The sequence below is a fragment of the Streptococcus infantis genome, from assembly GCF_047460405.1.
Lineage (GTDB): Bacteria > Bacillota > Bacilli > Lactobacillales > Streptococcaceae > Streptococcus > Streptococcus infantis_Q.
In genome coordinates this window covers 16,269-40,449 of record NZ_JASHGH010000014.1, presented here as the reverse complement: position 1 = coordinate 40,449, position 24,181 = coordinate 16,269, and the positions used below count along the sequence as shown (strand labels likewise).

Sequence of the window (24,181 nt, the reverse complement as noted above, 5' to 3'; positions counted from 1 at the left end):
ATAACAAAACAGATGGACAATATTTGTCCGTCTGTTAATTTTTATTTAAAACAAATCATCAAACAGACTCAACTGGTTGTCCTCTGGCATATTGCCGAGAATGCCCATTTCATCCATCTTTTCAACCAAGGTTGATGAGAGCCCACCACGCTTGCGTAGTTCGGTTTTAGAGAGGAACTCACCTTCTTGACGAGCTCGCACCAATTGCTTGGCAACGTTCTCACCTAGACCATCCATAGCGACAAATGGTGGGGTGAGGGTGTCTCCATCGATGATGAATTCAGTCGCATCACTGCGATAGAGGTCCAACTTGCCAAATTTGAAGCCACGTTCCCACATCTCATTAACGATTTCAAGCGTTGTATAGAGGTCAATTTCTACGTTAGAAGCTTCATTGTTCTTGCGCTTTTCAGCAATTTCTTGCATCTTGCGTTTGATAGCATCCAAGCCTGCCCCCATGGTCTTGATATCAAAGGCCTTGGCACGGATGGAGAAGTATGCACAGTAATAATAAATCGGATGGTGAACCTTGAAGTAGGCTACACGCAAGGCCATCATAACATAGGCAGCCGCGTGGGCTTTAGGGAACATATACTTGATTTTCCCACAAGATTCGATGTACCATTCAGGTACATTGTTGGCCTTCATAGCTTCGATATAACCGTTGCGCTCTTCTTCAGAGATTTTGAGCCACAATCCCTTACGTACACGCTCCATGATGGTAAAGGCCATCTTAGGATCTAGACCAGCATGCATGAGATAAACCATGATGTCATCCCGACATCCGATAACGGTTGACAGGTCCGCAATTCCAGCCTTAATCAAGTCTTGAGCATTTCCCAACCATACGTCGGTACCGTGAGACAGACCAGAAAGCTGGAGCAACTCCGCAAAGGTCGTCGGATGAGTTTCATCGACCATTCCCCGAACAAAGTTAGTTCCAAATTCTGGAATACCAAGCATACCAGTTGAAGTACCGATTTGTTCAGGCGTCACTCCCAAAATATCCGTTCCCGAGAAGAGAGCCATGACACCTGGATCATCCATAGGGATATCATTTGGATCAATTCCCGACAAGTCCTGAAGTTTTCGAATCATGGTTGGATCATCATGACCAAGGACATCGAGCTTGAGGACGTTCTCATCGATATCGTGGAAGTTAAAGTGAGTGGTCTGCCATTCAGCAGTCACATCATCTGCAGGATACTGCACAGGGGTAAAGTCATAAACATCCATATAGTTTGGAATAACAACGATTCCCCCTGGGTGCTGACCGGTCGTCCGTTTAACACCTGCAGCTCCTTGGGCTAGCCGCTCTACTTCGGCTTCACGGTAGAACTTGCCATAGTCACGCTCGTAACCCTTGACAAATCCATAGGCTGTCTTAGCTGCTACCGTACCAACTGTTCCTGCACGGAAAGCATACTCTTCTCCAAAGATATCACGAACATCCAAGTGGGCACTCGGCTGGTCCTCCCCAGAGAAGTTCAAATCGATATCAGGTACCTTGTCCCCATCAAAACCAAGGAAGGTCTCGAAAGGAATATCCTGTCCATTTTTACTGAGCTTGTGCCCACAGTTAGGACAGTCTTTATCTGGCATATCAAAACCTGAACCGTAGGAACCATCCGTGATAAACTCACTGTACTGACACTGACCACAGACATAGTGAGGAGAGAGAGGGTTGACCTCGGTAATCCCAATCATGGTCGCAACGAAACTAGATCCAACAGACCCACGGGAACCAACCAAGTAACCCCGTTCGTTGGAACGGTGCACCAGCATCTGTGAAGCCAGATAAATCACGGCAAATCCATTCCCCAAGATAGAGGTCAATTCCTTTTCAATCCGCAAATCAACGATATCTGGGAGTGGGTTTCCATAGATTTCGAAGGCTTTTTTATAGGTTAATTCAGCAACTGTTTCTTCGGCTTGGTCAATGAAAGGTGTATACAAGTCACCTTTAACGACCTCAACAGGCTCAAAGATTTCTGCTAAAGAATTGGTATTTTCAATGACAATCTTACGAGCCAAGTCTTCCCCTAGAAAGGCAAATTCATCCAACATTTCATTAGTTGTTCTAAAGTGTGCCTTTGGTAGCGGAGCTGGTTGGGCAGCTTCTCCATGGCCGATAGTTCGGTTAATCATAGCTCCCTGACCTAGACTTCGCACGATGATTTCTCGATAAATTTCATCCTCAGGTTCGAGATAGTGGACATTTCCTGTCGCAAGAGCTGGCTTGCCGAGACGATCTGCAACCTCTATCAAACTCTTAATAATGGTGTGGAGCTCCTCCATGTCCTTGACCTGCTCTTTGGCAATCAGAGGTGCATAGATTGCCGGAGGCATCACCTCGATAAAGTCGTAGTATTTAGCCACTTCGACCGCTGCATCAACACCTTGTGATACGACTGCATCAAAGACTTCCCCTTCTGTACAAGCAGAACCCAAGATTAAACCTTCTCGATGAGCATCCAGTACCGTACGTGGAATCCGTGGTACTCCTTCAAAATACTGGGTATTTGACAGAGATACCAGCTTAAAGATATTTTTCAAGCCCACCTGATTTTTCACATAGATAGTTGCATGCTTGACGCGAGCTTTTTTATAAGAATCTGGACTGATTAAATCAAGGTTTAATCGTGCCAAATCTGTCACACCATGCTTTTCTGCTACTTCCTTAATAAAGATAAAGAGCAGACGGCCAGTTGCTTCCGCATCATAGTTGGCCATGTGGTGGTGTTCTAGGGCAACACCAAAACGCTTAGTCAAAGGCCCTAGACCATGGCGTTTGTATTCAGGATAAAGATTTCTTGCAAACTCTAGCGTATCGATGACTGGTTGACTAATTTTTGGAAGACCGTGACGCTCATAGTTGGCATTCATAAAACCAACGTCAAAGCTTGCATTATGGGCTACAAGAACGGTATCTTTACAGAATTCTTGGAATTCTTTCAGAACTTGAACCAAGGGTTTAGCATTTTTCACATGGTCATCGGTAATCCCTGTCAATTCGGTTGTAAAGGCTGATAAGGGGTGCCCAGGATTGATAAATTCATCAAATTCAGCAATGATATTGCCCTTATACATCTTGGAAGCTGCCACCTGAATCAAGTCATTATAGATAGCTGAAAGTCCTGTTGTCTCCACGTCAAAGACTACATAGGTAGCTTCAGAAAGGTTCATCTCAACTTCGTTATAAACGATAGGAACCCGGTCCTCAACGATATTGGCTTCCATTCCATAAATGAGCTGGATCCCAGCTTTCTTGGCAGCTTTATAGCCATGAGGGAAGGATTGAACATTGCCATGATCTGTAATAGCAACCGCTTTGTGACCCCATTTGGCTGCTGTACCAACGATTTCTTCGACCTCAGGCAGAGCATCCATAGTCGACATGTTAGTATGGGCATGAAACTCAACGCGACGCTCACCCTCTGGCATCAAGTCTTTACGCACATAGTGGACGACTTCCTGAACATCCTGTACATTCATGGTCAAGTCTCGCGTGAAATTATTGACCTCAACATTCCCACGAACACGGAGCCAGGAATTTTTCTTGATCATGTCAAACTTCAGAGCTTCTTCTTCGTTTTTGACCCATTTTTGCATGGAGAAGCTAGAAGTGTAGTCTGTCATCTTGAAGTTAATCAAAACACGACCTGTTCTAGTCACCTTCTGCTCGACATCAAAGACAACTCCTTCAAAAACCAGACGATTTTCCTCAGTATTAACCTCAATCATAGGAGTAATCTCTGCCTTGTCAAGTTTAGGCTTAGCAGCTGCCTTCTTGGCTTGAAAATCAAAGACAGGTTTGTCCTCAACTGGAGGAGGCGGTGCCATCTGTTCTAACTGTTCCATAGCCCGAAGAGTTTCTTCATTGGCTGCTTGAATAATCATTTGATTTTCCGTCTGAAAGGCTTCTTGTTCTTCCCTTGTGAGATCTTCATTTTTTTCTAAGATGCAAGAAAGTTTAGGAAAACCAAAAAATTCCAGCTGTTTGCTAAGATTTGGCAGATGATTTTTTCTAAAATGCTCTGTATCTGCTGCCTCAGAGGCTTCAATAATCAACTGATCATTTTCAAAACGCACCTGAAAATTTTGATACATGGAACGAAAACCTTGACTGGCGCAAGGTCCATCCGAAAAAGCCTCTCGATAGTAGGCTTGTAAAAGTTCTCTAGAAAATTCCTGATTTCTCGTTTTTATCTCAAAACTAGCCTGATTTCCAGTTTTTGAGAATTCTTCTTTCAAGCCCCTTTTCAACTCTAGAAAAAGTTCAAAAGGCAAGATATTTTCAAAAACAAAACGAAACTCCCAAACTTTGCTTCGTTTATGAACAATAACTTGTTCTATTTCAGCTTGAGAGAAGGCCTCATGATTTCTCATTTCAGCGGGTATTCCCAACTGATTCATTAAAATTTCAAAAGTGGTTGACATCCATTTTCCTCACAATATACTCCTTCTATTTTACCATATTTGAGGCACTTTTTCCTATTTCTACCAAACAGAAAAAGAAGCCACAAAGTGACTTCTTTTAAAGTGACGGTGAATTATTCTTCACCTTTGTTTTTCTTAATGATTTCTTCTTGTACTGACTTAGGTACATCTTCGTAGTGGTCGAATACCATCATGAATGTACCACGTCCTTGTGATGCAGAACGAAGAACTGTTGCGTAACCGAACATTTCAGCAAGTGGAACGTAAGCACGAACGATTTGGCTGTTACCGTGTGCTTCCATACCATCTACACGTCCGCGACGAGCAGTTACGTGACCCATAACATCACCAAGGTTTTCTTCTGGAACAGTGATTGTTACAAGCATCATTGGTTCAAGGATAGCTGGTTGTGCAGTCTTAGCAGCTTCTTTAAGTGCAAGAGATGCAGCGATCTTGAAGGCAGTTTCAGATGAGTCGACATCGTGGTATGAACCATCGTAAAGCTTAGCTTTAACGTCAACCATTGGGTAACCTGCAAGAACACCGTTAGCCATAGATTCTACCAAACCTTTTTCAACCGCTGGGATAAATTCACGAGGAACCACACCACCGACGATTGCGTTTTCGAATTCGAATCCTTTTCCTTCTTCGTTTGGAGTAAATTCAATCCAAACATCACCGAATTGACCTTTACCACCAGACTGACGTTTGAAGAATCCACGTGCTTGAGTAGAAGCGCGGAATGTTTCACGGTAAGATACTTGAGGAGCACCTACGTTCGCTTCAACTTTGAACTCACGACGCATACGGTCAACAAGGACATCAAGGTGAAGTTCACCCATACCAGAGATAACTGTTTCACCAGTTTCAACGTTAGTTTCAACGCGGAATGTTGGATCTTCTTCAGCCAATTTTTGAAGGGCGATACCCATCTTATCTTGGTCAGCTTTAGATTTTGGCTCAACCATCAATTGGATAACTGGTTCTGGAACGTTGATTGACTCAAGGATGATTTTAGCTTTTTCATCTGTCAATGAGTCACCAGTTGTAGTATCTTTCAAACCAACAGCAGCAGCGATATCACCTGAGTAAACAGTGTCGATTTCTTGACGGCTGTTAGCGTGCATTTGAAGGATACGTCCGATACGTTCACGTTTACCTTTAGAAGTATTCAATACGTAAGAACCTGATTGAAGAACACCTGAGTAAACACGGAAGAATGTCAAACGACCTACGAATGGGTCAGTCATGATCTTGAAGGCAAGAGCTGCAAATGGCTCTTCATCAGATGCTGGACGAGTTTCTTCTTCATCTGTATCTGGGTTGATACCTTTGATCGCTGGGATATCAAGTGGGCTTGGAAGGTAGTCGATAACCGCATCAAGCATCAATTGAACACCCTTGTTCTTAAAGGCAGAACCACACAATACTGGGAAGAATTCAACGTTGATAGTCGCTTTACGGATACCAGCTTTCAATTCTTCGTTAGTGATTTCTTCACCTTCGAGGTATTTCATCATCAAGTCTTCATCAGTTTCAGCGACTGCTTCAACCAATTTTTCACGGTATTCTTGAGCTTGGTCAAGGTATTCAGCTGGAATATCTTCTTCAAGGATATCTGTACCAAGGTCATTAGTATAGATTTCAGCTTTCATCTTGATCAAGTCGATGATACCGCGGAAGTCATCTTCAGCACCGATTGGCAATTGGATTGGGTGTGCGTTTGCTTGAAGACGGTCGTGAAGTGTGCTTACTGAGTAAAGGAAGTCAGCACCGATTTTGTCCATTTTGTTGGCAAATACGATACGTGGAACTCCGTACTCAGTTGCTTGACGCCAAACTGTTTCAGTTTGAGGCTCAACACCTGATTGTGAGTCAAGAACTGTAACCGCACCGTCCAATACACGAAGAGAACGTTGTACTTCGATTGTGAAGTCCACGTGTCCTGGTGTGTCGATGATGTTTACGCGGTGGTTGTTCCATTGAGCTGTTGTCGCAGCAGATGTGATAGTGATACCACGTTCTTGCTCTTGCTCCATCCAGTCCATTTGTGACGCACCTTCGTGAGTTTCACCGATTTTGTGGATTTTACCAGTGTAGTAAAGGATACGCTCAGTTGTAGTTGTTTTACCAGCATCGACGTGAGCCATGATACCGATATTACGAGTTTTTTCGAGTGAAAATTCGCGTGCCATGAGGTTTGTTTCTCCTATATTTTTTATTTCTATTCTATTATAACACGATTTAATAAAAACGGATAGGCAGGACCCACCCGTTCTCAATGTTTTCATGTTATTGTTGGTTTCAACTTGCGAGATGTTAAGTTGAGTTGAACAAGGGCTAAAGTTAATTAGCCGATTTGAGCCGGAACGGGATGCTGTGTGAAAAAGATAAACTTCCTTGTATTCATCGAATACTGCGTTAGTTTCCTATTTTCACTTTGCATCCTTGCCGTTCCCAGCATCATGATTTTACCAACGGAAGTGTGCGAAGGCACGGTTAGCTTCAGCCATACGGTGAGTGTCTTCACGTTTCTTAACTGCTGCACCAGTGTTGTTAGCAGCATCCAAGATTTCTTTTGCAAGACGGTCTTGCATTGTGTGTTCACCACGAAGGCGAGCGATTGTTACCAACCAACGAAGTCCAAGTGTTGTACGACGTTCTGGACGAACTTCAACTGGGACTTGGTAGTTAGAACCACCAACACGACGTGCACGTACTTCAAGTACAGGCATGATGTTTTCCATAGCTGTTTCAAATACTTCAAGTGCATCGTTACCAGTAACTTCTTTGATTTGTTCAAAAGCACCGTAAACGATTGAAGCAGCTGTACCACGTTTACCGTCAAGCATAACGCGGTTGATAAGACGAGTAACTAATTGTGAATTGTAAAGCGGATCTGGCAATACGTCACGTTTTGGAGCTCTATTTTTACGACTCATTTCTCTTTATCCCCTTTCCTTATGCTTTTTTCGGACGTTTAGTACCGTATTTAGAACGGCCTTGTTTACGATCGTTAACACCTGCAGTATCAAGTGCACCACGGACGATATGGTAACGTACCCCTGGAAGGTCTTTTACACGTCCACCGCGAAGAAGCACCACGCTGTGCTCTTGCAAGTTGTGTCCGATACCTGGGATGTAGGCAGTAACTTCGATAAGGTTGCTCAAACGTACACGAGCAAATTTACGAAGGGCAGAGTTAGGTTTTTTAGGTGTCATTGTTCCAACACGAGTTGCAACACCACGTTTTTGTGGTGAAGAAACGTTTGTTTGAACTTTTTTATGACTGTTGTAACCAACGTTCAAAGCTGGTGATTTAGATTTTTCTACTTTTGATTTACGCGGTTTGCGAACCAATTGGTTAATTGTAGGCATCTACATTCTCCTGTGTTTTTTTTATTTTTGGTGATGATACACTTGGTGACAGCTATCATCTGTGTGTACTTTTGCAACATTTGTCAGCACGTCCCTGTACACTCTTGAGAGACCAAAAGTAAAAAGTACCGTCTATTATTGTACCACGTTTTTTCTATTTTTGTCAATATATTTCTTCTTATTTTTTGACTTCTTTACTCTAAAAATTCTATGAAAACGGTCACCTACCAGATAGGCTCTTCAACCGACCACATAGACAAAGCTTCTTGTAATTGCCAAGAAAATGGTGTTTAATAGATTTGTAAGTAAGAGATCTCTATTACAGCTTTACAAAGGAGAAAATATGAAAGTCAGACTTGACATTGATCAACAATATGCAGAAGAACAAATCATCATAGAAGCACCATCTTTGTCCCCTAGAGTTCAAAAAGTTCAAGACTTTGTTCAATCACTGGATCAAAAAGAAACTCTTAAAGGAAAATTCCAAGACCAGGTCTACTTGATTCAGATTAGTAAGATTCAACGAATCTATATTGAAAATCGAAAGGTCTTAGCCGAGACTGATCAGCAGACATATGCTCTTGATATCCGTCTCTACCAAGCAGTTGACATTTTGCCTACTTCCTTTATCCAGATTTCCCAATCTGAAATTGTCAACATTGATGCTATTAGTCATCTAAAACTAACCTCTAACGGCTTGATTGAAATCTATCTAAAAAATGACAGTTTCACCTACTCATCTCGCCGTTACCTCAAAACCATAAAGGAGAAATTAGAACTATGAAAAAACAAGTATTCCACGATGCCACAACTGGTATCCTCATCGGCCTCATCCTATCCATTATCTTTTCTTTTATCTATTCACCAAGCAACTACGCACCTCTCAGCCCTGAATCTCCCGTTGGTCAATTCATGAGAGAGCATCAAGCCCATGGTTCTCTGGTCTTGCTCTACTCTACGATTATCTGGGCAGCTATCGGAGTCCTCTTTAGTTTTGGTAGCCGTCTCTTTGCCAAAGACTGGAGCCTTCTTCGTGCGACTGTCACTCACTTCTTCCTCATGCTATTAGGTTTTGTTCCTCTAGCAATTCTGGCAGGTTGGTTTCCACTTCGCTGGACTTTCATCCTTCAACTCATCCCAGAGTTTGCCATCGTCTATCTCATCATCTGGGCGATTCTCTATAAAAGAGAATCAAAGAAGGTTGCCCACATCAACCAATTATTGGCTCAGAAGAAATAATACAACAGAAACCCACTCACAGGACTGAGTGGGTTTTTGCTTATAATTTTTGCTTCCATTCTAACAAGAGGTTCATGGCTTGCATCGGTGTCATATTGTACACATCTACTTTAGCCAATTCTGCTAGAATAGGATTTTCTTCCGCCGAGTCAAATAGGGAAATTTGTTCAGAAACTGCATGTGTTTGTTTCATTGGAGCAGGACTTTCCTGACCTTGATTCTCTAATTGAGTTAATATTGCATCTGCCCTTACTAGCAAATCTGTCGGTAATCCTGCAATCTTAGCTACGTGAATACCGTATGATTTGTCTGCTGGTCCTGCTTCGATCTTGTGAAGGAAGGTAACCTGTCCATTTTGCTCAAGCGTAGCCACGTGGACATTAACCAGATGTTCCAGGCTAGATTCTAAGCTAGTCAATTCATGGTAGTGAGTTGCAAAGAGAGTCTTGGCTCCGATATGTTCATGGATATACTCGATAATTGCCTGGGCCAAGGCCATGCCATCATAAGTTGCCGTTCCGCGTCCAAGCTCATCAAAGAGAATGAGAGAATTCTCAGTCGCATGTGCAATAGCATTATTAGCTTCCATCATCTCGACCATAAAGGTTGACTGACCTGACACCAAGTCATCCGCTGCCCCAATACGAGTGAAGATAGCATCAAAAATAGGAAGACTAGCACTCTCAGCTGGAACATAAGATCCCATCTGTGCCATGACTGCTGTCATAGCTAGCTGGCGCATATAGGTTGACTTCCCGCTCATGTTAGGTCCTGTAATCAGTTGGATGCTAGTATCTTCATCCATTTGGATGCTGTTGGGAATATAGGTTTGGGCTCCCATGACCTTTTCAACAACAGCATGACGTCCCTTTTGGATGTCAATTCGTGAATCCTCTCCGAACTCTGGTCGAATCAAGTGCTGATTTTCTGCTACTACTGCCAAACCTTGCAAGACATCGACAGTAGCGATTCCTTGGGCTAGGGCTTGCAGGCGTTGGATATACTTGCCAACCTCCTCACGGATCCGCATAAAAATTTCATACTCTAAGTTTGCTGATTTCTCACGCGCCTCTAACATTTCTCCCTCGATACGAGCCAACTCCTCTGTCCCAAAACGTTCAGAGTTTTTTAGCGTAGCCTTACGGAAAAAGTGGGCTGGTACGTTACCAAGCTGAGAATTGGTCACATGGAAATAGTAGCCGTCTTTTTTATTGTAGTCAATCTTGAGCGTATTAATGCCAGAATTTTCTCTTTCCTTGGCCTCAATCTCAGCAATCCAGCTGGTCCCTTCTCTCAGTACCCGACGATACTTGTCCAAGGTCTCGTCAAAGCCAGTCTGAATAATACCGCCTTCGGTAATGACATGAGGTGCCTCTGGAGCAATGGCTGCACTAATGAGATTTTCCAACTCAGGAATAGGATCTAATTGTTCAATCAGATAGGCAAGAGCTGGTTGCTCCATTCCTTCTAAAATTGCTCGAATTCGTGGAACACTTCCCAAGGTAGTCGCTAATTGCAAGAGATCTTTGGGATTGCTTTTCCCAAAAGACACACGACTAGCCAGACGCTCGATATCGTAGACTCCCTTTAGGCTTTCTGTCAAATCACTACGTTCAAAGAAATAATCTAAAAAGACCTGTACAACCTCCTGACGTTCAAGGATACGATCCTTGTCAATCAAGGGACGGTGGATCCAAGAACGTAGGAGTCGCATCCCCATGGCAGTCTTGGTTTCATCTAACAACCAGAAAAGACTCCCTTGTTTCTTGCCAGAACGAGCATTTTCTACTAGATCTAAACTAGCCTTGGTTGCATAATCCATCTGCAAGAAATCCTTAATTTCATAACGGATAACTGGCTTCAAATGGTTCAGTTCTCTCATCTGAGTCCGATGAACATACTTAAGAAGCTTACTGCTGGCAGCTTGTTCAATAGGCGCCAAGCGTGGATCCAGCAGATGTATGTCTTCAAATAATTCTTGCTCATAAGAAAGCACCAAATTCATTTGACGGCTGAGAATCTGTTCTTCCTCTTCAGTTAAGGGATAGCCAATGACAACTTCTCTGGCCTTGAGATTCCGGATTTCACCACAGACCAGGGTAAAATCCAATAAGCCTGTCACATAAAAATCACCCGTCACCAGATCCGTGTATGCCAAACCAAATTGCTGACCGTCACGGTCGATAGCCACCAAAAAGTTGTTTTGGCTATCTGGCTTACTACTATCGACGACCGTACCAGGGGTAATCACCTGCACAACCTCGCGCTTAACAACCCCTACTGCCTGCTTAGGATCCTCCATCTGCTCAGCAATGGCAACCTTGTAGCCACGCTCCACTAGGACATCAATATACTGTTGTGCTGAGTGATAAGGAACTCCAGCCATGGGAATAGGATTGTCAGCATTCTTATTGCGACTGGTTAGTGATATTTCTAGTATCTGGGCAGCATTGACTGCATCTTCGTAAAATAACTCATAAAAATCACCCATACGAAAGAGCAAAAAAGCATCTGGATATTGTTTTTTTATATCCACATACTGTTGCATGCCAGGTGATAATTTTTCTGTCATCATCCATTCTCTCCTTGTTAAAAATAGTCTTGAGAGAGACTCCCAAGACCTTATCTATCCTTCATCAAATCTAACAAACGATCTTCCATGAGTTTAGCAACATGCTGATCTCGGCAGATTACCAAGAGAGTATTGGCACCCGCAACTGTTCCTAAAATCCATTCATCCTTGTTGGCATCGACAACATTGGCTAAAACTGCGGCTTCACCCAATTTAGTGTGCAAAACTAAGGTAAACTCAGCTCTTGCTACACCTTCCAAATGATGGGACAAAAACTCAACCAGGTCAATCTTCTCTGTCTCATTTGCTAGTACATAGTAGACCTTATCATTTTTCTTAACCTTGGTCAAGCCCAGTTCGCGAAGGTCACGCGACAAGGTCGTTTGCGTCACAAAAACATTGCGTGCTTCCAACCGATCCTGGATCTCTTTTTGAGTCCCTAATTTTTCCTCAGTGATCATCTGCTTGATCAACTGATGACGTTCTCTTTTTCTCATAACATCCCCTCTAGTGAATATTTATAACATTTTACAACTATTTAATAAGAACATTATACCAAAAAAACTGAATATTTCAAAAAAAATTCTTATCATTCCTCAAAATTATGATAAAATAGAAGAAAAGTCCAAAGGAGTTTATAATGAATACAAAACAATTGATCGCTAGCGAATTGGCTAGCGTCATTGACAGCCTGGATCAAGAGGCTATTTTAAATTTACTAGAACAACCCAAAAACTCTGATATGGGAGACATCGCCTTCCCTGCCTTTACTCTAGCAAAAGTTGAGAGAAAAGCTCCACAAATGATTGCAGCAGATATCGCTGAAAAAATCAATAGCCAAGCCTTTGAAAAAGTCGTCGCTACTGGACCTTATGTTAACTTCTTCCTTGATAAAAATGCCATTTCTGCTCAGGTATTACAAGCTGTTATCACTGAAAAAGAACACTATGCTGACCAAACTATTGGTAAACAAGAAAATGTTGTTATCGACATGTCTAGTCCCAATATTGCTAAACCATTCTCTATTGGTCACCTGCGCTCAACTGTTATCGGAGATAGCTTGTCACATATTTTCCAAAAAATCGGTTATCAAACGGTCAAGGTCAACCATTTGGGAGACTGGGGTAAACAGTTTGGAATGCTGATTGTTGCCTACAAAAAATGGGGCGACGAAGAAGCTGTAAAAGCTCATCCGATTGATGAACTTCTTAAACTCTACGTTCGCATCAATGCTGAAGCTGAAAATGACCCTAGCTTGGATGAAGAAGCACGCGAATGGTTCCGTAAACTTGAAAATGGAGACGAGGAAGCTCTCGCACTTTGGCAATGGTTCCGTGATGAAAGTTTGGTGGAATTTAACCGCCTTTACAATGAATTGAAGGTTGAATTCGACAGCTACAACGGGGAAGCCTTTTACAATGACAAGATGGATGCAGTTGTAGACATCCTTTCTGAAAAAGGACTTCTTGTTGAGTCAGAAGGAGCCCAAGTTGTGAATCTTGAAAAATATGGAATTGAACACCCAGCTCTTATCAAGAAATCTGATGGTGCAACTCTTTACATCACACGTGACTTGGCTGCAGCTCTTTACCGTAAAAACGAATACCAATTCGCCAAATCTATCTACGTCGTTGGTCAAGAGCAATCTGCCCACTTTAAACAGCTCAAAGCTGTCTTGCAAGAAATGGGCTACGACTGGAGTGACGACATTACTCACGTTCCTTTTGGTTTGGTTACAAAAGAAGGGAAGAAGCTCTCTACTCGTAAAGGGAATGTCATCTTGCTAGAGCCTACAGTTGCAGAGGCTGTCAGTCGTGCCAAAGCCCAAATCGAAGCCAAAAATCCTGAACTTGAAAATAAAGACCAGGTTGCTCATGCTGTTGGAGTTGGAGCCATTAAATTCTATGACCTTAAAACTGACCGTACAAATGGATACGACTTCGACCTTGAAGCCATGGTATCCTTTGAAGGCGAGACTGGTCCTTATGTTCAATACGCCTATGCTCGTATCCAATCTATCTTGCGCAAAGCCGATTTCAAACCAGAAACAGCCGCCAACTATAGCTTGAACGACGCTGAAAGTTGGGAAATTATTAAACTCATCCAAGATTTCCCACGTATTATCAACCGTGCGGCGGATAACTTTGAACCTTCTATCATTGCTAAATTTGCAATTAGCTTAGCGCAAGCCTTTAACAAATATTACGCTCACACTCGTATCTTGGATGAAAGTCCAGAACGCGACAGTCGTTTAGCCCTTAGCTATGCAACTGCAGTTGTCCTCAAAGAAGCACTTCGTCTGCTCGGTGTTGAGGCGCCGGAGAAGATGTAAATCGTTACAAGAGACTGGAACTAAAGTTCCTAGTCTCTTGACGGCAATCGCTATATGGCGAATTGCCTAAACGCTTCACTAATTCACCTAACCAAATAATATCGATTTGGTTAGGCTCATGTCGTAGACTTTTAATCACTTTATTGTAAAGCAATCTAAGTAACTAACGCCAAATCCTATAAGGGATTCGGCTAGGCGCTTCACTAATTCATCTAAAAAAATAACATCGATTTGTTTAGATTACGGATCTTGGTTTGGTACTAGAGTCAGGGGCAGAACAACCACTTTTTTAGCTATGCTATCGTCTGCCTGATTTTATAGTGTCATTACTTGAAAAGCGAAAAATCTTTTTCGCTTTTCTCTTGTTATTAACTTCTTTATCACAGAGGGAGAGACTTTATGAGCCAATATGCTTATATTTTAGTTGTCATCAGTCTTGTCATTCTTTTTCTCATTAACAAATACGAAAAGGAAAAACTACAAGGCCTTCTACAAGAACAGCTTTTAAAGGATGAAACTTTTCGAGCTACTATCAAGGAAAAAATTAAAACAACAGAAAACATCAACGATGTCATCGACTACATCAATAAGGGATATCGTTTGGGAATTATGATTTCAAAGGAAATTGTGGAAGACATCAGAAAATGAGGCTAGGACAAAAGTCCTAGCCTCTCAATTGTCTTTGGATAGTCGAGCAAGACGCAGTGGTTGAGTGAGCTTTACTACGCTGATTTCATCAGCTTTTACAGCCCTACTCAACTGTGCGGAGGTGGGACGACGAAATCGAATTCTAACGAATTACCGATTTCTGTCCCACTCTCATTTTTTCCTGAGAACTAAGATTCCCACCAGTATAACAATCCCTAGTGATGCCATGGTTCCGTATGCTGACAAACTTTCATCAAGAAATTTCTTGGAGAACTGCAACAGAGCGAACTCTAAGAGTAGCAAAGCACTGCATAGCATAATATCCTTGAAGCTTGGTTTTCGTTTTATATACTTTAAAAATGATCTCTGTAGTTTACTCATTTCGATTGGTCTCCAATGACAAAATCAGACCTATCACACTACCAGCTATAAATACCCACCAGCAAATCCTGATATCTTGTAAAGCTAAAAAGGAAAATAGAGACATTCCAAAAGGTAATGTTAAGGAAAAAATCATACTCAAGAAGTTATTACTTCTAGCTAATACGTCTGAACTCAAATTAGACAGTAACAGAGTATCTAATTTAGGCATTGATTTCGACATAAAATACATAACAAAGGCTAAGCAAATAATACCGACCAGAGGAGGAAAATCTAAAATATTGGCAATAGCAAGTAATACAAATAGGAGAGCATTAAGGGATAACAAATTTGAAAAAGATAATTTCCCAAAATAATCATTAGGAGTTAAACTTCCAATAATAGCTCCCCCTAAGCTGACACCTTCAATCAAAAAAAGAGCTTGGGCATAACTGAGATGATAGATATCATGGTCTAATAAGTAAAAATGATAAATACCTCCAATAGCACCTCCTAAAGTGTTCATAATTAGAATAACAAGTACAATTTTGAATAAGGATTTACTTTCCTTTTTTCTAAACACATAGTCCATATCTGCATAGATTGTTTTCATTTGTTGGACTAAATTAATTGGTTGAGTCTCCACAGTTATAGACAAATGTGTCAGTTCTTTTCTATTTTTTAACAAAATCAGAGAAGATAACAGAAAGAAACCTGAGTTCACAATTGCAACTAAAGAAAAATTTTGTTGACTTGTAGTGAGTATCCATACCCCCAGAGCTTGACCTCCTAGATTTGATAAATAAGATACAAATTGAGTAAAGGAGTAGGCTTCATAGAGTTTATCTTCTGAAATATTATACTGAATAATCGGCATACGTAATCCCGCTGTATAATCTGATAAGACATCTGAACATATATTCATTAAACAAATAAAGGCAAAAGTAAAAAAATTAGAATCACGAATTACTATCGCAATCAAGAGAAATAAAATACTTTGCAAGCATCCAACCCAAATAATCATCCTTGCTTTATTTTGAGTCTGATCAGCCTTAATTCCCACATAAAAAGTAAATAAGAATGGCAAAATCGTAATCATATTTGCCACAAATACAGCTAGACTTTTAAATGGCAAACTAGCAGCATAGACGACAAACACCAAATTATAAATATATGCTCCACTTGAACTTAAAAACCTTGATAAAGTAAGTATTCTAAATAGATGATGTTTTAAAAATAGTCTCATAACAGATCGCTCCTATAGTTTAAAATTTTATACATATTTATGATTTGAGGAGATTCTTCTAAATTTCGGAGCGCAACCCTTTGCAGAATAAACCCACTTATTAGTAGTTCTTTTGCTATTAAAATAAAATCATCATTAGGAAAATATTTACAAACTGCTAATAAAGTATCTGCAAGGCCAATCATCCCTCCCCAATATCCAGAAAACTGAGCATATTCAACCAACAAGCTCGAACTCAAATCCAAAATAATATCCTTGTACTCAAATGGATCGATGTATAGTAACATTCGAATAATACCCGATGTTCCATCCAATAAATACGGAGAGGCCGTTGTTGAAGAATTTTTTAAAAATTTTTTACCGTCTATATCTAACGTATTTGATAGTACAATCTCAACACCTTTGTTTATAATTTTTTTATCAAAAGAAATATTATGTAAGAAAATTAAAAAACCAGATAAACCTTCTAATCCAAAATCACGAAAGTTATTAAATAAGGTTAATATTTCAGCAGATGTTGTATTTGTAGTTACAGAGAAGATTACTCTTGATTCTAATAGATTAAAAAATTCTTGATTGCTTAGTGGCAATAATTCAGTATTTATCCAAGCATCAATTTTTTTTTCTTTATTTTTTCTAACATATATATTTGAAAATATTTTTTTAGAAGTAAATATATCTGGTTCATCACTGAATAAATATTTTATCAGAATATCTATATTAGTATCAATACCTTTTTGAAGCAGTAATTCTTTGATGTTATCAATTTTAGAGTCTCTTTCTCCTTTTAACTGTAATCTACCTAGTAAAAATAATATCAAATTTGCGATTTTATAACAATCTGCTTTTTTACCTTCTATATAATTCCATTTTTCTAGACAGATATCGTTGTAGATTCCTACTAATGGACTCTCATTTGATAAATAAGAATTTTCTAAGTCAACAAAGTATAGTTCCAACATATTTGTAATTATAATATTGTCTGGATGAATATCATTCAAAACAATATTTTCTTGATGAAAGTATCCGACTAATTCTATTAGTTTTTCGAAAATTTTTAAAAGAGTAAGAAATTTAAAATAATTTTTAGTGATGTCGTTTTTAGAGTAGGAATATAAATTATAATCATCTACAAAATCTTTTAATGCAACTCCATCTATGAATTCATATATAAAATATCCATTTGTCCACTCATTAATTTTTTCCAATGGCTTAGGACTGTATTTAATAAATTTACTAGATATAATCCACTCTTTTTCTCTTAATTTTCTTCTTTCTATATTCTCATGGGACAATATATGGTTTCGACATTCCTTTATAATGACTCTCTCAGTAGATTCCTTTTGATTAGCCAAATAAATATTACCACCATTGCTACTTTTTAGAATAGAATTTATTTCATAATTATCAGACATATACGTATCTATAAATCTCTGAGGCTCTTGAATATCTTCAATCCATTTAGGTAAATCAAAATAGACTTTTTGATAATCTTGCCAAATTTCACCATCTGGTCCATACATAGTTGGAAAACCATCAATTAAATTATTTTCATTAACTATGTTGCATCCAAATCTGTAGAAAATATTATTAGAATTTTTATAGTTTCTATCGCTTAGTATATAAATGCCTTGTAAATTACAAGGTAATTTTTGATAAATCTTTTCAAGTAACTTTATACAATTCTCTCTATTCCTTGGATAAATTGTTATAAACTTCCCTGATTCCGCCAATGATTCAGTTTCAGAAAAATTTTTATAAATTTTATTAAAGTCAGACAAATACTTGTACATAGCTCCTTCTTGCTCTAACAACTCACTAACTACATCAAATACTTGTTTATAATTATTTATAGTGGCAGAAATATGAATTTTAAAACCAAACTCTTCCAATTCATATAAATTTTCATTACAATATGTAAAATCCGTTCTATCCATAGTTCACCTTTTTACAAATAGATAAAGGAGTATGATATACAAGTCCATACTCCTTATAAAACACTACCAATCTATACCTTAGTTCATTATCCTTTATGAACTGTGCACTTGTATGTTGCTACAAATTCTTTGACTGGTTCTGCATGTGTTGATGCAATCATTGCAAATTTTGTCATTTCTGTTACCTCCTTTATTTTATGAATCAAGTATAACAAAAAAAGCGGGAGTCCCCACTTTTTTGTAATATATTTTTCTTCAAAATAGATAAATTATATTCTAGAAACTATTAAATATGCAACATTAAGAATCGAATTTATTTTTTGTCAGCTAACACCATAAGAATATATTACAACTCCTTGCATGAAAATTGATTTAAAAAGTAGTTTTCATAGTATGTCGCACCATCTACGTATTCTAAATCCTTCAAAATCTCAATACCTCTCTTAATTCTTACACCCCCTTTATCCGATAATGTAAAAATAGTATCGTAATAACCTTTGGCAATCATATAAATAATTTTAAGATAGGCTTCTTGCTCTGGTAAATCTCGCTTTTCAATCTGAAAGATGAAATAATCTGCCTTTAACTTATCTTTTTCCTCTACTGCTTTAAATAGTCCATTAATTAAAATCGTATCAATACTAACTTTATTATCCGGTAAAGAACCTAATAAATCTGTTTTTTGTAGCATCTCCCTAGCATATTTAAAATAGAGCGGAAGAGGAAACAAGGTAGAAATGGTTGAAAATAGTTCTAATTCGTAATTTCCCCAAATATCAATAGTAAAAAAATAGTCATAAAGAAAATCCAACTCTTCATCAGTTGCTGTTGCTTCTAAATCAAAAAATACCAGAACACTTTTGATACGAATCATTTGTAAAAGATAGCTTTTTTCAGCACTTGAGGCATACTTTTTAGATGTCCTTTCGTACAATGCTTGAAGAGAAGCAAGACCTTCTTTTTCATATGTGTTCCAAAGATTTTCTGTAAAAGTCAAATTCTTTTTCTGAGCAAAACCACGTACCAAATACATAAATTCATTCAAATCAGAATGAATATGATCTAAAGCAGTAATTAATTTCACAGATGATAAATCAGCCTCCCCTCGTTCAAATTTGCTCAACATGGAATAAGTAAACTCTCCTCCCGTCGCCTCTTGTAAGGATATATTCCGACTCTTTCGTAACTCTTTAAAAATCTCTCCCATATTTTGCATATTGACTCCTCACACTTCTTAACTATCTAACTCATACAAGTCCGCAATAATCCCTGCAACCTTTTTAATATCTCCCAGCATTCCACGCATCTCAAAGTCAGCTAGAACAGGGAAACCAAAGCGTTGGCTGTATTGTTTAGCCGTCAAACAGTATTGATTGTTAAAGTTACGATTACCGGATCCTACAACACCAAAACACTTGCTGGCATTGTCACCATAGGCGATAAAATCCCCTACTGGAGTGGTCAAAATCTCCACATCTCCGTTATCAACACCATTGCCACCTTCTAGATAAGTCGGTAGGAAAGCCACATATGGATTGGACATCTCAAAGAAATTTTCCCCCTCCTTGACCAAATCTTTAATATGGATCTTTTCCACTTCAATGTTCCCATACTGTTCTAATAGGTAAGCCTTCAATCGTGTTACGAAACTCTCCGTATTTCCGCTCAGACTGATATAGACTAAGGAAATTTTTTTCATTTTCTCCTCCTTTTTGAATCATAAAAAATAACTACCAAGATTGTATCTTGATAGTTATGCTTTGTCAACTCTTAGGCAATTTCTTCCTCTTCTTGAGCTTCTGTTAATTCTTTTTGCTGACGCCACATCTTATAGAAGACGATTGCTAGGAAGATAACATTGAGTACGATCCCCAAAATAGCAGAACCTTTGGCACCAAGCTCCGCTCCCATACGGATGTTAGGGTCTGTAAAAAGTGAAACCGCATCCTGAACGCCGATAAAGTTGTAGATAGAACCAACGATGGCAACGAAGACATAAGCAAGATAAGTGTAGTTAGCCAATTGGATGTTTTTACGAATAAGGAAAACCAAAGCCACAACAACTAGAATAACAGATAAGACAACCAAGAGAATGCTGAAGACAGAATGACCATGCTCCGATACCTTAATGGTGTAAGCAACGAGCTCCTTAGCATAAGTAGCATTAACACCTGATGCTGATGTTTCTAAATTGCTCATACCCTCCGCAGTAGGTACTGGAGATATGATTCCAAATAGTGACATTGCTGAGAGTAAGGCTGATAAAATCAGCAATACCCAAAGATAGATTGGTTTCTTTTTCATAAAAGTAACCTCCTCATAATTTTTTAATTATTATAGCATATTTTACGAAGGAGAACAACTGTTACAAGTTCGTTTCCACCTGTTTACGGTAGGCTTTAGGAGACTTCCCACACAGTTTTCGAAAAACCTTATAGAAATAACCTACATTACTGTATCCAACCGTATAGCAAATATCCTCAATACTATCATTTGTAGATAGCAAGAGTTGCTGGGCAGCCTTGATGCGTTGCTTATTGAGAAGCTCCGCAAAGGTGGAATTGGTTTCCTTCTTGATTAGCTGACCCAAATAAACGGAATTGATAAAGAGATCCTTGCTGATATCCTTGAGGGAAAGCTCTTTTTTGTAGTCTCTACCAATAACTTCAAGTACGCTGACTACATTTTCATTCATGCGGTATTGACCAAAAAAGGAAGTCAAGGTCTCCTTGGTATAAGCGACTAAGTCCTCAAAAGTTGTAATGGCATGGATGTTCTTGACAATATCTGTCATATCGTCTGCTTTCAAATGTTCAAAAAGATGGAAAACATCCATGACAAACTGGGTAAAGAGCTGCTTGGTAATGGAAACCCTCGGTGTGTTTTCAAGGACGATCTTCTCAAGCAAGGTCAATTCATCAATAATTTGCTGGAGATTTCCTTGAATAATCACCCGATAGATAGGTTCGTAGTAAGAAAAGAGACTTTCAGACTGATCTAAATTGACCGAACCATAAAAGAGAGTCTTTTCAACATCACGCTTCCATTTTTCAAAGTTGGATTGATAAGGTACTTCAAAAGGCATGACCAACAATCCCTCAAATTCCTGATCAGCAAGGACAATCTGCCAGTCTTGACCTAGGACGTAGTAAGGAATGACAAAATTCCCTTGTTTTTCTTTTGAAAGTCCAATCCACCAATTTTCTTTTTGGCTGAGATGAGTCTTGAAGGCTTCTTCATCGAGTTGCTGACTCAATATTTCGGGCTCATGAAATTTTGACTAGAGCGTTTTCTATATATCCAAGCATCTAATTTATTTCACAAAGAATGTAGTTTTTCGGTTAATTTTTATTGCAATACATCGAAATTTTAAAATTCAATAATCTTGTTAAATCAAGGTTTTGAAACATCTGATAATATACTTTTCTTTTATTTTAAAGACTTTTTGCCCGACCTCATTTCATTGTGAGATTTGTTATCTACATTATTTGCTTTTTTCTTTTGTCAAGCAATAGGTGAGGCCCACTGATGAAATTACTGACATAAGGATTCTCCTTTTAATTTTTTTCTATTTTTGTTTATCATATATTTTAATATTTGTCTATCAGTCACACATTCGTAATACACATTTATACAAAAAAACTTTTTGCTATGGAAGTCTTTAATAATAACAGTTTACATTAATGATTATTCCCCATTTAATACTATTTTACTGTATGTACTAATTTCAAATATCTTTTTCATGCATTGTCCCCTTTATTTATCACATCCTTAACTGTCTATAAAAATCAGCATTCATTTCTAACAATTCTTTAAAAGGGACTATTTTTCTAGCTGCACCTGATGGAGTGTACTCCATTGACCAAATAAAAGGATAGGTCAAAACAACTTCATTTGATTCAAGCGATAAATCTAATGTGAACAAATCTGATACTATCAGCTCTTGATAAAATATGTCTAACTGATTTGTCGTCACCCAATATAAAAAGTCCTTATAATCTATCTCCAAATCCTCCCATTCTAATGTATCGGGAGCGAAATATTCTATTGCATTTAATTTTTCAATATTTATTGCAAATAGACCACCCAAGATATCATAAGCTATCAAACAACGATTCGAATTATAACATTTTGAAAACAATTTATTACAGTAGCTGAAGCCATTCTCTGAATCATTCCCCAAGATTTTTAAATAACCATTCACAGTTACATAAGAAAAATGTTCTAAGATAAACTTCAGTTCTTGTGGTCTTTATATACTATCCGTTAGTTTTTTGTTAAATTCAAGGAATTTAATATCATTAGAACTTTCCTCAAATTCCGCAATAATCTTTTTCGTAGTTAACATTTTATTCATCTACCCTATCCCATTCAATTTTTCACTCTTGCTTCATTTTTATTTATATACATAACATTAAAGAAGCTCAATCGCAGATACTTCATTATCTAAATCAACAAATTCAAACTTCTTAGGATATTGCAGATAATCAATACATTTTTTTAAAATATGAAAAAACTCAGAGAAACAATGTTAAAATCATCAAAACATTTGATTTCTCTGAGATAAAATTTGCTGATTGTACTCGAAACCTAGATCGTTCTTATCTACGATACTGCTTCAAGAAACGGGTCATCTTTTCTTGGATTTGGGCTAACTCATCTACACGTGGCAGATAAACGATACGGAAGTGATCTGGCTCTTTCCAGTTAAAGCCTCGTCCGTGAACCAAAAGTACTTTTTCTTGCTTCAAGAAATCAAGAACAAACTGTTCATCATCATCGATACGATACATATTGCGATCAATTTTAGGGAAGATATAAAGACCCGCTTTAGGTTTAACCGCTGACAAACCAGGAATATCTTGAATGGCATTATAAATGAAATTTCTTTGCTCGTAGATACGACCACCTGGCAAGAGCAATTCGTCCACCGATTGGTGACCACCGAGTGAAGTTTGAACAACCTGTTGAGCCAAGACGTTGGAACAAAGGCGCATGTTTGAAAGCATGTTGAGACCTTCAATATAGCCCTTTACATGATGTTTAGGTCCAGACAAGACCATCCAACCCACACGGAAACCAGCGATACGGTGCGATTTAGACAGACCATTCATGCTAACACAGAAAAGGTCTGGAGCCAAACTAGCTACCGGTGTATGAACATTGCCATCCATAACCATACGGTCGTAGATTTCATCCGCAAAGATAATTAAGTCATTTTGACGAGCAATCTCAATAATATCTAACAAGAGTTCCTTAGGATAGAGGGCTCCAGTTGGGTTATTTGGATTGATCAAAACGATAGCCTTAGTATTTGAACTAATCTTAGAATTGATATCATCTAAGTCAGGATACCATTCAGCTTCTTCATCACAGACGTAGTGAACGGCATTTCCTCCAGCCAAGCTAACTGCAGCTGTCCAGAGAGGATAGTCAGGCATAGGAACCAAGACTTCATCGCCATTGTCCAAGAGACCTTGCATGGACATGACAATCAACTCACTCACACCATTGCCAAGGTAGATATCATCGATGCCTACATTAGGGAATTTTTTCAATTGGCAATATTGCATAATTGCTTTACGGGCTGAAAAGATACCTTTTGAGTCCGAATAACCTTCACTATCACGCGCATTCATAATCAAATCATGGATGACCTCATCTGGTGCTGTAAAGCCAAATTCAGCTGGGTTTCCTGTATTCAAACGGAGGATTTTTTCCCCATTTGCTCGCATACGCATGGCTTCCTCAAGGACTGGACCACGAATGTCGTAAGCCACATGCTCTAATTTGATTGATTTGTTAAATTCTTTCATTTGAGTTCCTCAATTCATCAGGATACTTAATATTATACCACTTGATAGAAAAATCGTAAATTTCGCGATAGCATTCCACAAAAAAACCTTGCTTAACGCAAGGTAAACAGAGCAAGGTCGATTCCTTTCTATTCTCTGGAAAAGAAAGAGTAGATACACAGTTGCATATCAACTACGAATCGAAAACGAAGGCATCGTTATGGATGATAGTTG

At 38.8% G+C, this 24,181-nt stretch carries 17 protein-coding genes and 1 pseudogene; 4 read left to right on the top strand and 14 right to left on the bottom strand.

Features of this window, described 5'->3' with window-relative positions:
* Window positions 1–45: 45 nt before the first annotated feature.
* The 4 genes from QM928_RS07250 to rpsL all read right to left on the bottom strand — a co-directional run bounded on the left by QM928_RS07250 (window position 46) and on the right by rpsL (window position 7,818).
* Entirely contained in the window at window positions 46–4,440 is a 4,395-nt protein-coding gene (locus QM928_RS07250) for a PolC-type DNA polymerase III (RefSeq protein WP_414294885.1), read from the bottom strand.
* Window positions 4,441–4,553: 113 nt separating this feature from the next.
* Window positions 4,554–6,635, bottom strand: coding sequence for an elongation factor G (fusA, locus tag QM928_RS07245; RefSeq protein ID WP_414294886.1), 2,082 nt, complete (start codon window positions 6,633–6,635; stop codon window positions 4,554–4,556).
* Window positions 6,636–6,911: 276 nt separating this feature from the next.
* A complete protein-coding gene (rpsG, locus tag QM928_RS07240; protein WP_000087876.1) occupies window positions 6,912–7,382 on the bottom strand; it encodes a 30S ribosomal protein S7 in 471 nt (156 codons plus the stop codon).
* A 19-nt stretch (window positions 7,383–7,401) separates the two neighbouring features.
* On the bottom strand, window positions 7,402–7,818 hold the full coding sequence (gene rpsL, locus QM928_RS07235; protein WP_001142333.1) for a 30S ribosomal protein S12: 417 nt from the start codon (window positions 7,816–7,818) through the stop codon (window positions 7,402–7,404).
* 343 nt (window positions 7,819–8,161) lie between these two features.
* On the opposite strand from rpsL, the gene QM928_RS07230 reads away from it, so the two are divergent.
* Together QM928_RS07230 and QM928_RS07225 are read left to right on the top strand one after the other, a co-directional pair.
* Window positions 8,162–8,602, top strand: a complete 441-nt coding sequence (locus QM928_RS07230) for a LytTR family DNA-binding domain-containing protein (RefSeq protein ID WP_414294887.1) — start codon at window positions 8,162–8,164, stop codon at window positions 8,600–8,602.
* Window positions 8,599–9,057: a DUF3021 domain-containing protein gene (locus tag QM928_RS07225; RefSeq protein ID WP_414294888.1), complete on the top strand. Its 459-nt coding sequence runs from the start codon at window positions 8,599–8,601 to the stop codon at window positions 9,055–9,057. Before QM928_RS07230 ends, QM928_RS07225 begins: the two co-directional genes overlap by 4 nt.
* Window positions 9,058–9,097: 40 nt before the next feature.
* Here QM928_RS07225 and mutS read toward each other — a convergent pair whose 3' ends face one another.
* Both mutS and argR read right to left on the bottom strand, forming a co-directional pair.
* Window positions 9,098–11,632: a DNA mismatch repair protein MutS gene (gene mutS / locus QM928_RS07220; RefSeq protein WP_414294889.1), complete on the bottom strand. Its 2,535-nt coding sequence runs from the start codon at window positions 11,630–11,632 to the stop codon at window positions 9,098–9,100.
* A gap of 47 nt (window positions 11,633–11,679) precedes the next feature.
* Window positions 11,680–12,126, bottom strand: coding sequence for an arginine repressor (gene argR, locus QM928_RS07215; RefSeq protein ID WP_001231485.1), 447 nt, complete (start codon window positions 12,124–12,126; stop codon window positions 11,680–11,682).
* 143 nt (window positions 12,127–12,269) lie between these two features.
* Between argR and argS the strand changes: the two genes are divergently transcribed.
* Window positions 12,270–13,961, top strand: coding sequence for an arginine--tRNA ligase (gene argS, locus QM928_RS07210; RefSeq protein ID WP_414294890.1), 1,692 nt, complete (start codon window positions 12,270–12,272; stop codon window positions 13,959–13,961).
* Between the two features lie 399 nt (window positions 13,962–14,360).
* Entirely contained in the window at window positions 14,361–14,609 is a 249-nt protein-coding gene (locus QM928_RS07205) for a MarR family transcriptional regulator (RefSeq protein ID WP_414273771.1), read from the top strand.
* Between the two features lie 373 nt (window positions 14,610–14,982).
* On the opposite strand, the gene QM928_RS07200 is transcribed toward QM928_RS07205, so the two are convergent.
* From QM928_RS07200 to QM928_RS07165, 8 genes and pseudogenes are all read right to left on the bottom strand, one after another.
* On the bottom strand, window positions 14,983–16,215 hold the full coding sequence (locus tag QM928_RS07200; protein ID WP_281335510.1) for a transporter: 1,233 nt from the start codon (window positions 16,213–16,215) through the stop codon (window positions 14,983–14,985).
* Complete coding sequence (locus QM928_RS07195) at window positions 16,212–18,152, bottom strand: kinase (RefSeq protein ID WP_281335511.1); 1,941 nt, start codon at window positions 18,150–18,152, stop codon at window positions 16,212–16,214. The genes QM928_RS07200 and QM928_RS07195 overlap by 4 nt, the downstream gene beginning before the upstream one ends.
* A 346-nt stretch (window positions 18,153–18,498) precedes the next feature.
* Window positions 18,499–19,368, bottom strand: coding sequence for an Rgg/GadR/MutR family transcriptional regulator (locus QM928_RS07190; protein ID WP_414273772.1), 870 nt, complete (start codon window positions 19,366–19,368; stop codon window positions 18,499–18,501).
* A gap of 18 nt (window positions 19,369–19,386) precedes the next feature.
* Entirely contained in the window at window positions 19,387–19,851 is a 465-nt protein-coding gene (gene nrdI, locus QM928_RS07185; protein ID WP_414273773.1) for a class Ib ribonucleoside-diphosphate reductase assembly flavoprotein NrdI, read from the bottom strand.
* Window positions 19,852–19,922: 71 nt separating this feature from the next.
* Window positions 19,923–20,456 (bottom strand): ABC transporter permease, encoded by a 534-nt coding sequence (locus QM928_RS07180; RefSeq protein WP_414285148.1) that lies wholly within the window; start codon window positions 20,454–20,456, stop codon window positions 19,923–19,925.
* Window positions 20,457–20,517: 61 nt separating this feature from the next.
* Window positions 20,518–21,411: pseudogene (locus QM928_RS07175) on the bottom strand (helix-turn-helix domain-containing protein); the annotation flags it as partial.
* Between the two features lie 504 nt (window positions 21,412–21,915).
* The gene (locus tag QM928_RS07170) at window positions 21,916–22,356 is read right to left on the bottom strand and encodes a DUF2625 family protein (RefSeq protein WP_186823212.1); all 441 of its coding nucleotides are present in this window, start codon (window positions 22,354–22,356) and stop codon (window positions 21,916–21,918) included.
* A 397-nt stretch (window positions 22,357–22,753) separates the two neighbouring features.
* Window positions 22,754–23,968 carry a pyridoxal phosphate-dependent aminotransferase gene (locus tag QM928_RS07165; protein WP_414294891.1) on the bottom strand — a complete coding sequence of 405 codons (1,215 nt, stop codon included), beginning with the start codon at window positions 23,966–23,968 and terminating at the stop codon, window positions 22,754–22,756.
* Between the last annotated feature and the right edge of the window lie 213 nt (window positions 23,969–24,181).